This window comes from Coprococcus sp. AF51-11b1 (genome assembly GCF_027682785.1).
Classification (GTDB): domain Bacteria; phylum Bacillota; class Clostridia; order Lachnospirales; family Lachnospiraceae; genus Allocoprococcus; species Allocoprococcus comes.
In genome coordinates this window covers 44,481-57,864 of record NZ_JAQCZB010000005.1, presented here as the reverse complement: position 1 = coordinate 57,864, position 13,384 = coordinate 44,481, and the positions used below count along the sequence as shown (strand labels likewise).

The 13,384-nt window shown below is 43.2% G+C and carries 14 protein-coding genes; 2 read left to right on the top strand and 12 right to left on the bottom strand.

Annotated elements, in window-relative coordinates:
* Positions 1-17: 17 nt before the first annotated feature.
* The 12 genes from PGY05_RS06560 to PGY05_RS06505 all read right to left on the bottom strand — a co-directional run bounded on the left by PGY05_RS06560 (position 18) and on the right by PGY05_RS06505 (position 10,838).
* Entirely contained in the window at positions 18-548 is a 531-nt protein-coding gene (locus tag PGY05_RS06560) for a hypothetical protein (protein WP_008371901.1), read from the bottom strand.
* 21 nt (positions 549-569) lie between these two features.
* Complete coding sequence (gene rsmH / locus PGY05_RS06555; protein WP_008371903.1) at positions 570-1,505, bottom strand: 16S rRNA (cytosine(1402)-N(4))-methyltransferase RsmH; 936 nt, start codon at positions 1,503-1,505, stop codon at positions 570-572.
* A 26-nt stretch (positions 1,506-1,531) separates the two neighbouring features.
* Positions 1,532-1,969: a division/cell wall cluster transcriptional repressor MraZ gene (mraZ, locus tag PGY05_RS06550; protein ID WP_022220764.1), complete on the bottom strand. Its 438-nt coding sequence runs from the start codon at positions 1,967-1,969 to the stop codon at positions 1,532-1,534.
* 287 nt (positions 1,970-2,256) lie between these two features.
* Entirely contained in the window at positions 2,257-2,499 is a 243-nt protein-coding gene (locus PGY05_RS06545; protein WP_055246472.1) for a hypothetical protein, read from the bottom strand.
* Between the two features lie 66 nt (positions 2,500-2,565).
* On the bottom strand, positions 2,566-3,405 hold the full coding sequence (locus tag PGY05_RS06540) for a DegV family protein (protein WP_008371909.1): 840 nt from the start codon (positions 3,403-3,405) through the stop codon (positions 2,566-2,568).
* A gap of 100 nt (positions 3,406-3,505) precedes the next feature.
* Positions 3,506-4,675 (bottom strand): FtsW/RodA/SpoVE family cell cycle protein, encoded by a 1,170-nt coding sequence (locus PGY05_RS06535; protein WP_008371910.1) that lies wholly within the window; start codon positions 4,673-4,675, stop codon positions 3,506-3,508.
* Positions 4,676-4,856: 181 nt separating this feature from the next.
* Positions 4,857-5,903, bottom strand: coding sequence for an electron transfer flavoprotein subunit alpha/FixB family protein (locus tag PGY05_RS06530; RefSeq protein WP_270475546.1), 1,047 nt, complete (start codon positions 5,901-5,903; stop codon positions 4,857-4,859).
* A 24-nt stretch (positions 5,904-5,927) separates the two neighbouring features.
* A complete protein-coding gene (locus PGY05_RS06525; RefSeq protein WP_055246468.1) occupies positions 5,928-6,710 on the bottom strand; it encodes an electron transfer flavoprotein subunit beta/FixA family protein in 783 nt (260 codons plus the stop codon).
* A 12-nt stretch (positions 6,711-6,722) separates the two neighbouring features.
* A complete protein-coding gene (locus PGY05_RS06520) occupies positions 6,723-7,874 on the bottom strand; it encodes an acyl-CoA dehydrogenase (protein WP_055296816.1) in 1,152 nt (383 codons plus the stop codon).
* A gap of 35 nt (positions 7,875-7,909) precedes the next feature.
* On the bottom strand, positions 7,910-8,782 hold the full coding sequence (locus tag PGY05_RS06515; protein ID WP_022220766.1) for a 3-hydroxyacyl-CoA dehydrogenase family protein: 873 nt from the start codon (positions 8,780-8,782) through the stop codon (positions 7,910-7,912).
* Between the two features lie 69 nt (positions 8,783-8,851).
* Entirely contained in the window at positions 8,852-9,628 is a 777-nt protein-coding gene (locus tag PGY05_RS06510; RefSeq protein WP_022220767.1) for an enoyl-CoA hydratase-related protein, read from the bottom strand.
* A gap of 28 nt (positions 9,629-9,656) precedes the next feature.
* Entirely contained in the window at positions 9,657-10,838 is a 1,182-nt protein-coding gene (locus tag PGY05_RS06505) for an acetyl-CoA C-acetyltransferase (RefSeq protein ID WP_270475545.1), read from the bottom strand.
* 342 nt (positions 10,839-11,180) lie between these two features.
* On the opposite strand from PGY05_RS06505, the gene ptb reads away from it, so the two are divergent.
* On the top strand, positions 11,181-12,092 hold the full coding sequence (gene ptb / locus PGY05_RS06500) for a phosphate butyryltransferase (RefSeq protein WP_055261295.1): 912 nt from the start codon (positions 11,181-11,183) through the stop codon (positions 12,090-12,092).
* A gap of 13 nt (positions 12,093-12,105) precedes the next feature.
* Positions 12,106-13,176, top strand: coding sequence for a butyrate kinase (gene buk, locus PGY05_RS06495; RefSeq protein WP_173686724.1), 1,071 nt, complete (start codon positions 12,106-12,108; stop codon positions 13,174-13,176).
* Positions 13,177-13,384 lie beyond the last annotated feature (208 nt).

Here is a 13,384-nt window from a genome sequence, read left to right as displayed (position 1 = left end):
CACCTTTGTTCATAAACCTATTTATCTGTTGTCTGTCCAAGCACTCCGCTTTTCGGAATACTTTCGTACTGTTTTACATAATCATTAACCGGGTTCTGATATTCAATAATCTGATCCGAAGTCGCATATCCCATACCCAGATCATTGATTGCACGGTCTCTTACTTCTTCCAGATTCACAGAATCCATTACTACGTTATATCTAGTTGTATTCTCTTCTTTTGCATCTGCCAGTTCCTGCTGCAGCTCGGTAATATGCTCTGTCCGGCTTGTAAGCTCTGCACGTACCTGCAGATACCATACACAGACTACAAGTGCTGCCACTGCCGCAATTGAAAGAAACATCACATATGCAGGATTCATCCGCATTGCTTTTCTTCGATTTTTCAAAATCTGTCTGTCCAGTTTTTTCTTTTTATGTTCTTTTCTTGGTTCCTCTTGTCGCTGTGGCATGACTTCTGCCTGGCGAACTGTATTTCCGTATATGTACATTCCTCGGCTTGTTACTGTACGTCTGTCTGCCTGTATTCTATGACTGTATTTTGCCATACAGCACCACCCTTTCAAATTCTATACGCGCTCAAAGATACGCAGCTTCGCACTCTTAGAACGACTGTTCACTTCCATCTCTTCTTCACTTGGAAGAATCGGTTTTTTCGTAATGACTTTTCCTTTGGAAACTTTTCCACACACACATACCGGGAAAGTACTCGGACACGTGCATGGATTCTCATTCTTTTTAAAAATTCCTTTGACAATTCTGTCCTCCAGGGAATGGAACGTGATGATGCATATCCTTCCTCCCGGATTTAAAATATCAATCATATCGTCAAGTGAATCCCTGAGCACCTCCAGTTCCCGGTTACATTCAATCCGGATTGCCTGAAAGGTTCTTTTTGCCGGATGCCCCGACATCTTCTGAAACTTCATCGGTATAGACTGTCTGATAATCTCTGCCAGCTGCCCGGTTGTTTCAATAGGACCTTTCTCTCTTGCCATAACAATATGTTTTGCTATATTCTTCGCAAATTTGTCCTCACCATAGTCGCGAATGATCCGAAAAAGGTCCATCTCACTGTAGCCATTGACAATCTCCTTTGCAGATAAAGTCTGGCGTGTGTCCATCCTCATATCCAAAGGCGCATCTACGCGATAGGAAAAACCACGATCTGCCGTATCTAACTGATAAGATGATACGCCCAGATCGAGTACGATTCCATCGACCTTGTCAATCCCTTTCTCATGGAGCCTCGACTTCATATCACAATAATTGCTCCTGATTATTGTAACTCTCTCCCCGAAGTCGCTTAATCGGGTGCCTGCCGCTTCAATCGCCGCCGCATCCTGGTCTATTCCTATAAAACTCCCCTTGTTGTTTAAACGCCGACATACTTCGTATGCATGTCCGCCTCCTCCAAGTGTGCCATCAACATAAATACCGTCCGGCTTGATGTTCAGTCCTTCGATTGTCTCATCCAGTAATACTGATTTATGCTTAAATGCCATGGTGTCCTCCTAATTAAAAGATCTATTTAGATGCTAAGTCCCAAATCTTCCATGTCACTTGCAATGTCCTCGATATTTTCCTCAACATCAGCTGTACGCGCTTCCCACGCCTCTTTACTCCAGATTTCGACCTTGTCCAGCACACCTGCTAGAACAACTTCTTTTTCAAGATCTGCATAAGCGCGAAGAGAAGAAGATATCAAAACTCTCCCTTGTTTGTCAAGTTCTCCTTCCGTAGCACTTCCAAGAAAGAAACGCTTAAAGTCTCTGGCTTTTTTGTTTGTAAGCGGTAAGGTTCTAAGCTTCTCTTCAAAGGCTTTCCATTCGTTGTCCGGATACAGAAATAAGCAGCCGTCCATCCCTTTCGTAATTACGAAATGTTCTCCCAGACTCTCTCGTAATTTGGAAGGAATAATCAGCCTGCCTTTTGAATCAATACTATGATTAAATTCTCCAGTCAACATAGGATCACCTTCTTTCAAAGTGGTCTGCCACTTTCCATGCCACTTTGCTCCACTTCGCTCCACTTTCTACCACTTGTATCCATTGTACCCCACTTTTCCGCCCTTTTCAAGCACTTTTTCGAATTTATCCATTCTGAAAAAAGTCCGATAAATCATATTTTTCCCCATTTTTCATTTATTTTGTGGTGAAAAGTGGAGCGTTTTATACTCCATTCCCCACACAGTGCATAAAAAAAGTGGAGAAACCGTTCCACAATGGAACCATCTCTCCACTTTCTTCTTTTCATCTACTCAGCAGTGTTAAGTGACTGGATATAATCACTTACAGCAGAATAATCAACTTCTGCTACTGCTCTTGGCTGCTTTGATTCATACATATCATAAGCGGACCATCCAATCCAGACAACGATTGCAAGTGCAATCAGTCCAAGGATCGTATAATCAAAAGCTTTTCGCAAGTTTTTCTTTTTTTCTTCACGCTTTCTGTTCGCTTTTGCCTGTTTATAATAATCTACTTTTTTCTGACTCATATCTGCAAGTCTCCTTTGCAATCATCTAACTAGTATATTTTATCACACTTTTACGATTGATACAAGCTATACTGCAATAATTACTCCGCCATCATTCGCATACATGCTACTGACACCTCTGGTATCCAGAATGATAATGTCTTTTAATTTCACACGTTCTTCCAACATCTTCTTCACATCCTGTGCTCTCTGCGGGCAGTTACAATGCGAAATTGCAAGTACCTTGCTCTCCGGATCTTTCAGATCTGCAATCACACAATCCACCATATTCTTAAGTGCTTTTTTAATTCCGCGCGCCTGACCCAACTGACAAATCTCTCCCTTCGGAGTAGCCCCCATCACTGGCTTAATATTCAGTACTGTTGCCGCAATTGCTTTTAATCCTGTAAGTCTTCCATTCTTACGAAGAGTCTCAAGCGTCTCAAGAACAAAATATGTGTGCTGCTCTTCAATATATGCTTCTACAGCAGCTACCACTTCCTTAAATGTCATGCCCCGCTCTTCACACTGCGCAATCTTCATCCCGATGAGCGTCTGTCCTACTGATGCAGATTTTGAGTTGAACACATAAATATCTTTCTCACCATATTCTTCTTCATATAAATTCTTGCCCAGTACGGCACTGTTATAAGAACCGCTCAGTTCAGAAGACAACGTAACAGCATATACATGCTCCGCATCACAGTGATATCCTTCCATAAATGTCTCCGGAGACGGACAACTTGACTTTGGACATGTCGGGCATTCAGCTACGTTCTTCAAAAATTCAGCCTGATTGAAAGATTCATCATCAATTATATGACAATCTCCAACCTCCAGTCCCAGTGATGCTGTCTCAAACCGACCTGAAGCTTTCATCTCTGCTGTCAATTCTCCACAGCTGTCCACAATCACTTTATAACTCATAATCCAAACCTCCGAAACGTGTCATTTGCATCCATTATACGTGGTTTTCATTACCACTTATAACATCATATCACACTTTTCTTTGAAAAAAAAGCTTTTTTTACCCTTCCAGTTTAATTCTTCTGGAAATTCCAAGTGCCATTCCCATCTCTATCATCAGGAACAGGATGGATGTACCACCATAACTGATAAAAGGCAATGTAATTCCGGTATTCGGCATCATGTTCGTAACTACCATAACATTGAGAATTACCTGGATCGCGATATGTGACATAATCCCTGTCATGATCAGTGCTCCATACAGATCAGGTGCGTTCTGTGCAATAAAAAGCAGTCTGTAGATCAAAAGACCGAACAAAACCAGGATAATGATCGCTCCAAATACCCCAAGCTCTTCACAGATTGCTGACAGGATCATGTCGTTCTGCACTTCCGGTATTACCGTCTTTTGCACACCATTTCCCAGTCCTTTCCCGAAAAAGCCACCTGATCCGATCGCATATAGTCCCTGTACCGTCTGGAAAGAAATCGTTGACGCATATTTTTCCGGGTTCAGCCAGGCAATGATACGTCTGAGTCGGAAGCTGGTGCTGTTCTCAAGAAGTCTTCCGAGGATATATGATCCCGCCACAAAAACAGCCAGCCCGCCGCCTGCAATCCACAGAAAAATCTTCTGCTTCTTATGTACGACAAAAAGGATACAGCAGGAAATTCCCATTACAATGATCGCAGAGCTTAGATTATCAGTCAGCACATAAACTCCCAGTGCTGCCAAACCTCCCCACTCCACAACTCCCAGCGATCCTTTCAGGGTGTGTACTTTATTCCCCATTCTGCAGATCAGGTATGGGATAAATATGATCACAGCGATCTTCATAATCTCTGCCGGCTGGAATGACTGGTTAGCCGGAAGCCGGAACCATCTTCGTGCACCATTTACCTCAATACCAAGTGGTGTAAATTTAACAAGTGCAAGAAGAAGCATGGATCCCCAGTAGCTCATTGCTGCATATTTGGAAAACATATGATAATCCAGGCGAGAAACCCACATCATCACAACAATACTTCCAAGTCCGATGAGGCCCTGCCTTTTCAGGAAGTACATCCCATCTCCGTATTCCGTTCGTGCTTCATAGGAACTGATACTGTATAGCATTACCAGTCCAAAACACATCAGAAATATAATAATCGCCAGAAGACTGTAATCAAAATAATGAACCGCCTGCTTTTTTACAGCCTTCCTTCGTCTGCTTTTAATTCTTTGTGCCATTTATTCACACTCCTACTTAAGCTATAACTACAAAGTCTATATCTTATAAAGTATACCATAATATCCCCCAGACGCACAAGCTTTCCGCACGAAAATAGAGCAGGTCAACTTCTATTCGATTTGTATACAAAAAAATGGTGCCGCTTCTTTGCGACACCATCTTTGTTTTACCAGCTATTCTTTATTTTTTAGCAGCAACTGCTTCTTTGATCTGTTTGGTAAGTTCTGGTACGATCTTATTCAGATCTCCAACGATACCATAGTCAGCTACATCAAAGATCGGAGCTGTCTCATCTTTGTTGATTGCAATGATCAGATCAGATTCTTCCATACCTGCTACATGCTGGATCGCTCCGGAAATACCGATTGCAAAATATACCTGAGGACGAACTGTCTTTCCTGTCTGTCCTACCTGAAGATCTTTTGGTTTCCAACCATTATCTACAACTGCACGTGAGCAGCTTACTTCTCCGCCGAGTGCTTCTGCAAGATCTTCCAGGATCTTGAAGTTTTCTGCACTTCCGACTCCACGTCCACCGGATACAAGAATCTTGGCATCCATGATATCAACCGTCTCAGATACAGATTTGACAACTTCCATGATCTCAACATATTTATTATCCGGTGTAAATCCTGGATTAAACTCTTCTACATTTGCCTTTGCACCTTCGATCTTAGCGATCTTCTGCATAACACCAGGACGAACGGTTGCCATCTGCGGACGATTATCCGGGCAGGCGATGGTAGCAATTGTATTTCCGCCAAATGCCGGACGAGTCATAAGAAGCTGATTATGTTTCTGTTCTTTTCCAGCTACCGGATTGATCGGGAAATCACCGATCTCAAGCTGTGTACAGTCTGCTGTAAGACCTGTCTTTACTCTTGCGGATACTCTAGGTCCAAGGTCACGGCCGATTGCTGTTGCACCAACCAGCATGATCTCCGGTTTGTATTTTTCAATTACCGATGCCAGTGCGTGTGCGTATGGCTCTGTTCTGTACTCTTTCAGTTCCGGATCGTCTACTACGATTACTTTATCTGCTCCGTATGCTGCAAGCTCATCTGCAAGTCTTTTTACGTCAGAACCGATCAGAACGGCTGCTACTTCTGCATTTAAGTCTGCTGCAAGATCTTTTGCTTTTCCAAGAAGTTCAAATGCGATTCCGCTCAGTTTGTTGTCTACCTGTTCAGCAAAGACATATACTCCCTTATATTCTTCTAAGTTCATGATATTCACCACTTTTCCTTCTTATTAAATGATATGTTTCTCTGTTAATTTTCCCATCAGGTAAGATACTGCTTCTTCCGGATCAAGAGTAACTTTTTCTCCTGCCCCTTTTCTTACTTTGTCAGATGCTTTCGCAATCTTTGTAGGTGATCCTGCAAGACCGATATTTGCATCATCCAGGGTAGTAAGATCTGCTCTTCCCCATGTTGTGATCTCAGCATCACAAGCATCGAAGATTCCGCCTGGTGTCATATAACGTGGTTCATTTAATTCTGAAAGTGCAGTGATAAGGCAAGGCATTTTTGCTTTCAGTACATGATATCTGTCTTCGAACTGACGCTGTACGATCACGCTGTCGCCTTCTACTTTGATATCCTGTGCATAAGAGATTACCGGGATGTCCAGATGTTCGGAAATCTGCGGTCCAACCTGTGCTGTATCACCATCGATTGCCTGACGTCCTGTGATGATCAGGTCATAATCAAGTTTACGGAGTGCTGCTGCGATGGTGCTTGATGTAGCCCATGTATCAGCTCCTCCAAGTACTCTGTCTGTTACAAGAATTGCCTTATCAGCTCCCATTGCAAGTGCTTCACGAAGCACATCGGCTGCTTTTGGAAGTCCCATTGTAAGTACAGTTACTTCTGCTCCATACTGGTCTTTTAATCTAAGTGCGGCCTCAAGACCTGCTTTGTCATCCGGGTTCATAATTGCAAGCATTGCAGCTCTGTTAAGTGTACCGTCCGGATTAAACTGAACTCCGCCTTTTGTATCCGGTACCTGTTTTATACAAACAACTATCTTCACGATTCGTACCTCCTATTTCAATAAGTTTCCAGAAATAACCATACGCTGAACTTCTGAAGTTCCTTCGTAGATTTCTGTAATCTTTGCGTCACGCATCATACGTTCTACATCATATTCTCTGATGTATCCGTATCCACCATGTAACTGAACAGCCTTTGTGGTAACTTCCATCGCTACTTCTGCTGCATAAAGCTTAGCCTGTGCAGCTTCGACAGAGTAAACTTTCTTTGTAGCTTTTGCCATGGCAGCTTTGTATACCATCATCTTTGCAGCCTCTACCTTTGTAGCCATATCTGCAAGCTGGAACTGTGTATTCTGGAACTGGCCAATCGTGCGTCCGAACTGTTTTCTTTCTTTTACATATGCGATTGTTCTGTCAAGTGCACCTTCAGCGATTCCAAGTGCCTGAGCGGCAATACCGATACGTCCGCCATCCAGAGTATGCATGGCGATACCGAAGCCCTTGCCCTGTGCTCCAAGGAGATTTTCTTTTGGAATACGGCAGTCTTCAAAAATAAGCTCGTATGTTGAAGATCCACGGATACCCATCTTCTTCTCTTTGGTTCCGAATGTGAATCCCGGAGTGTCTTTCTCTACGATGAATGCAGAAATCTCTTTCATCTTTCTGCCACGTTTTTCAACAATACCTGTTACGGCGATAATGATGTAAACATCTGCTTCTTTACCGTTTGTGATAAAACATTTTGATCCGTTTAATACCCATTCATCTCCGTCAAGAACAGCCTTAGTCTGCTGTCCCTGTGCATCTGTACCTGCCCCAGGTTCTGTAAGACCGAAAGCTCCAAGCTTTCTTCCTGATGCAAGATCCGGAACGTATTTTGCTTTCTGCTCCGGTGTTCCGTATGTCAGGATCGGGTCTATACAAAGAGAGGTATGCGCAGATACGATTACAGATGTTGTGGCACAAACCTTTGCAAGTTCTTCTACACACATTACGTATGTCAGTGGATCGCATCCCTGTCCCTCGTATTCCTTCGGTACCGGAATACCAAGAAATCCATATTTCGCCATTTTTTCAACTGTTGCTCTTGGGAAAACTTCTGTCTCGTCCACTTCCTGTGCAAGTGGTTTTACTTCGTTTTCTGCGAATTCTTTAAACAGAGTTCTCGCCATTTCGTGTTTCTTATCTAATCCGAAATCCATTTATTCTTCCTCCATGTCTTTATTTAGAACATCCATTACTGTGCATCAACCGGAGTTTTTGTGCGGTCTGCATTGTATACATAGAATCCTTTTCCGCTCTTAACTCCAAGGTTTCCACCACGGACCATCTTACGAAGCAGCGGGCATGCACGATATTTGCTGTCGCCTGTTTCTGCATAAAGTACATCCATGATAGCAAGGCAGATATCAAGTCCAATGAAATCACCAAGCTCCAGAGGTCCCATTGGATGGTTTGCACCAAGCTTCATTGCTGCATCGATTCCTGCGATATCAGATACACCTTCCATCTTGATGAAAGCTGCTTCATTGATCATCGGAACAAGGATACGGTTTACTACGAAACCTGCTGCTTCATTAACCTGTACAGGTGTCTTTCCGATTTCTTCTGCGATCTTCTTGATTGCATCTACAGTTTCAGCCGGTGTATTTACGCCTGCGATCACTTCTACTAATTTCATACGGTCTGCCGGGTTGAAGAAATGCATACCGATCATTGGACGGGTAAGTCCGTTGCCGATTTCTGTGATAGAAAGGCTGGAGGTATTTGATGCAAAAATGCATTCAGGTTTTGCGATCTTATCAAGTTCACTGAATGTAGTTTTCTTAACTTCCATGTTCTCAAATGCTGCTTCTACGATCAGATCACAATCTGCGCAGAGATCTTCTTTGAGTCCCGGAGTAATTTTTGCAAGAATTGCATCAACTGCTTCCTGAGTTAATTTTCCTTTCTGAACAAGTCTGTCATAGCCTTTAGCGATTTTAGCTTTTCCGCCTTCTGCCCATTCCTGTTTGATGTCACAGAGTGCTACTTCATATCCATCTACCTGAGCAAATGCCTTTGCAATGCCCTGTCCCATTGTTCCTGCGCCAATAATTCCTACTTTCATTGAAATTACCTCCATTTTATAAATTTAATTTTCCAGGGGAGAGTTAATTCTCCCCTTTATTAAACGAACTTATTTATTAAGGAAAGCTTCTACTTTTCTCTTTTCAAGGAATGCTGCCATTCCTTCTTTCTGGTCGTAGGATTCAAAGCATCCGCCGAAGAGTTTTTCTTCTACTACGATTGCCTCATCCATTCCCTTTTCAAGACCTTCATTGATTGCCTGTTTGCAGTGTCTTACTGCGATCGGTGCATTCTTTGCAATGCCTGCTGCCATCTTCTTTGCTGCCGGCATCAGTTCTTCCTGCGGATATACGGCATTTACAAGACCGATTCTGTAAGCTTCGTCAGCTTTGATATTTCTTGCAGTGTAGATCATCTGCTTTGCCATACCAGGTCCGACAAGTCTTGCAAGTCTCTGTGTTCCACCAAATCCAGGTGTAATTCCAAGGCCAACCTCCGGCTGTCCGAATACTGCATTGTCTGAACAGATACGGATATCACAGCTCATGGAGATTTCACATCCGCCACCAAGAGCGAATCCATTAACTGCTGCGATTACCGGAATCGGAAGTGTTTCGATCTTACGGAAAATATCATTTCCTTTCTTTCCAAAAGCTTCTCCCTCTTCTTTTGTAAGAGTACTCATCTCAGCGATATCTGCACCGGCTACAAAAGATTTTTCTCCTGCTCCTGTAAGGATCAGGCATCTGACTGCATCAAGATCAACACCGTCGATCGTTGCATCAAGTTCATCAAGAACTGCACTATTCAGTGCGTTCAGTGCCTTTGGACGGTTAATGGTAATAATTCCAACCTGTCCTTCTACTTCATATGTAATAAATTCCATCATCAACATCTCCTTTTGATCTGGTTTATTAATCACGTTCTACGATTGTAGCGCATCCCATTCCGCCACCGATACAAAGTGTTGCAAGACCTTTCTTTGCATCACGTTTCTGCATCTCATGAAGAAGTGTAACAAGGATACGGCATCCTGAAGCTCCTACTGGATGTCCGAGAGCAATTGCTCCACCGTTTACATTTACTTTATCCATGTCGAATTTCAGATCATGTGCTACTGCAAGTGACTGTGCTGCGAAAGCTTCGTTTGCTTCGATCAGATCCATATCATCTACAGAAAGCCCTGTCTTAGCCATTACTTTATTCGTAGCTGCAACCGGTCCAACACCCATGATAGATGGATCTACTCCGCCGAGTGCTCCTGCTACCCATGTTGCCATCGGTGTAACGCCGAGCTCTTTTGCTTTTTCTTCACTCATAACAACGATTGCTGCTGCTCCGTCATTGATGCTGGAAGCATTTGCTGCTGTTACAATACCATCTTTTTTGAATGCCGGACGAAGTCTTGCGATTCCTTCTGCTGTTGTTCCCGGACGCGGTCCTTCATCTGTATCAACTACGATGGTTTCTTTTTTCTTCTTCACTTCTACAGGAACAATCTCATCTTTGAATTTTCCTGCTTTGATTGCTGCGCAGGCTTTCTGCTGGCTTGCTGCTGCAAATTCATCAAGCTGTTCTCTTGTGAGTCCCCACTGTTCTGCTACATTCTCAGCAGTGATTCCCATGTGATAGTCATTGAATGCATCCCAAAGTGCGTCATTTACCATTGTATCGATCATCGGTGCATTACCCATTCTGTATCCATAACGTGCGTTTTTCAGTGCATATGGAGCCATAGACATATTTTCCATACCGCCTGCTACAACGATATCAGCATCTCCTGCCTGGATCATCTGTGCAGCCATGTTCACACAGTTAAGTCCGGATCCGCAAACAACGTTAACCGTAACTGCCGGTGTCTCGACCGGAAGACCTGCTTTTAAAGAAGCCTGACGTGCAACGTTCTGTCCAAGACCTGCCTGGATTACACAACCCATATATACATGATCAACCTGTTCCGGAGCAACACCTGCTCTATTTAAAGCTTCTTTGATAACGATAGATCCTAATTCCGGTGCCGGAGTTGTAGAAAGAGCTCCACCCATACTTCCGATTGCTGTACGACACGCACCTGCTAACACGATTTTCTTTGCCATCACTTTTTCCTCCTTTTACATCTTAATGGTAAGTATCACTTCTTATTAGATATATACTGTTTTACTTTCCGTTTTTAAGATTTTCGCAAGGGACTTTTTTGTCCTCTTTTTTTAATATACTACCCATTTCCCGTTCTGTCAAATATTTATCAATCATTTTTTATCATTTAATTTTCTTTTAACATTTTCACCAACATTTTTTCACAATACATCTGCATTATTCGTCATTTCCAACACACCACTTTTATATTGACCTTTCCCAGATATGGTGCTACACTTAAGATTGTTAAAAATTATTCAACCAGAATACTATAATTAAATTATGAATGAGAAGGTGTGAAAATGAGCAAAAGTTTTGAAGAATTAATCTCAAAAGCAAATCAAAAAACCTTAAAGAAAGTCTCTGTTTCCAACGCACAGGATGAGCCGGTACTGCAGGCTGTCAAAGCTGCAAAAGAGCAAAATATCGCAACAGCCATCCTTGTCGGTGATGAAGCCAAGATCCGCGAGATTGCCGCTTCTATTGATATGGATCTGACAGATTTCGAAATCATCAATGAGCCTGATACCGAAGCAGCTGCATTAAAGGCTGTTGAGCTTGTACACAACGGCAAAGCTGATATCCTTTTAAAAGGATTGCTTGAAACAAAGACATTCTTAAAGAGCGTATTGAATAAAGAAGTCGGACTTCGTACCGGAAAGATGCTGTCTCATGTATGCGTATTTGAGATTGAAGGCATTAACCGTCTTCTGTTCTTCACAGACGTAGCTTTCAATACATATCCAACCCTTGCAGATAAAGTCAATATCATCAACAATGCAGTAGAAGTCGCACATGCATGTGGCATCGAATGCCCGAAGGTTGCTCCTCTGTGTGCAGTTGAAACAGTGAATCCAAAGATGCAGCCAACAGTCGATGCCGATAATCTCACCAAGATGTACGAGAGTGGCGATTTCAAAGGATGCCAGATCTACGGACCACTTTCCATGGATCTTGCGATCGATCCGGAAGCAGCTGTTCACAAAGGTGTGACTAATCCAGTAGCCGGACATGCTGATATTCTCCTCTTCCCGAATATCGATGCAGGAAATATCACATATAAGATTCTTGTCCGCACTGCAAAGGTCAAGATCGGTAACGTACTTGTCGGAACAAGCGCTCCGGTTGTACTTACATCACGTTCTGATGATTTCCAGACAAAACTGAATTCTATCGCTCTTGCGACCGTAATCGCAGGATCGATCACAGACTAAGGAGGATCTTTTTATGAGCTATAAAATTTTAGTAATCAACCCGGGATCTACTTCTACCAAGATCGGTGTGTACGAAGACGAAACTTTGTTATTCGAAGAAACACTCCGTCATTCCACCGAAGAGATTGCAAAATATGCAACCATCGTTGACCAGAAAGATTTCCGTAAAGAACTGATCGTAGATATTCTCGCAAAGAACAGCTTCGACATCAAATCTCTGAATGTTGTAGTAGGACGAGGCGGACTTTTAAAACCGATCCCAGGTGGAACCTATCCAGTATCTGACGCACTTCTTGCTGACTTAAAAGCAGGTGTGCAAGGACAGCATGCATCGAACCTTGGAGGCATCCTTGCCCGCGAAATCGGTGATGAGATCGGAGTTCCTTCTTACATTGTTGACCCGGTTGTTGTCGATGAGATGGAACCTGTTGCAAGATATTCCGGAATCCCGGAACTTCCGCGTATCAGTATCTTCCACGCACTGAACCAGAAAGCAGTTGCCAAACGCTACGCCAAAGAACAGAGTGTATCTTATGACTCCCTGAACCTGGTCGTTGTACATATGGGCGGCGGTGTATCTGTCGGTGCTCATAAAAATGGCAAAGTTGTCGATGTCAACAACACGCTTGACGGAGACGGACCTTTCTCACCGGAACGTTCCGGCGGTGTACCGGCAGGCGCACTCGTAAAAATGTGTTTCTCCGGTCAGTACACACAGGATGAAGTATATAAAAAGATCAACGGGAAAGGCGGTCTCAACGGATACCTTGGAACCAACAACATGCGCGACGTTGCAGAACGTGCCTTTGAAAAGGGTGACGAAGAAGCAGCCGGTGTATTCCACGCATTCACTTACCAGGTTGCCAAAGAAGTCGGCGCCATGGCAGCCGTACTTAACGGCAAAGTAGACCAGATCCTTCTCACCGGCGGTATCGCATACAGCGATTATGTAACATCCGAGATCAAGGAAAAAGTCGGATTCATCGCCCCAATCACCGTCTACCCAGGAGAAGACGAACTCCTCGCTCTCGCCCAAGGCGCTCTCCGTGTATTAAACGGCGAAGAAAAACCTCTGGTATATTAATGTTTTTCAAAGCCCTAAAACATGCAAAACGCATATATCTCATCGTAGAAAAAAGTCTGGCACACCTCGCCAGACTTTTTTAGTTACTACGCTTTTATTTAATAATGTCAATAGCTTCGAGGGACAAATTGGGCAAAAGATATTGCGTCTATTCGTCTTTTGTGCAATGGAGATGAAACCCAAAAATCGTGGAAGCCTCTGCTGAACA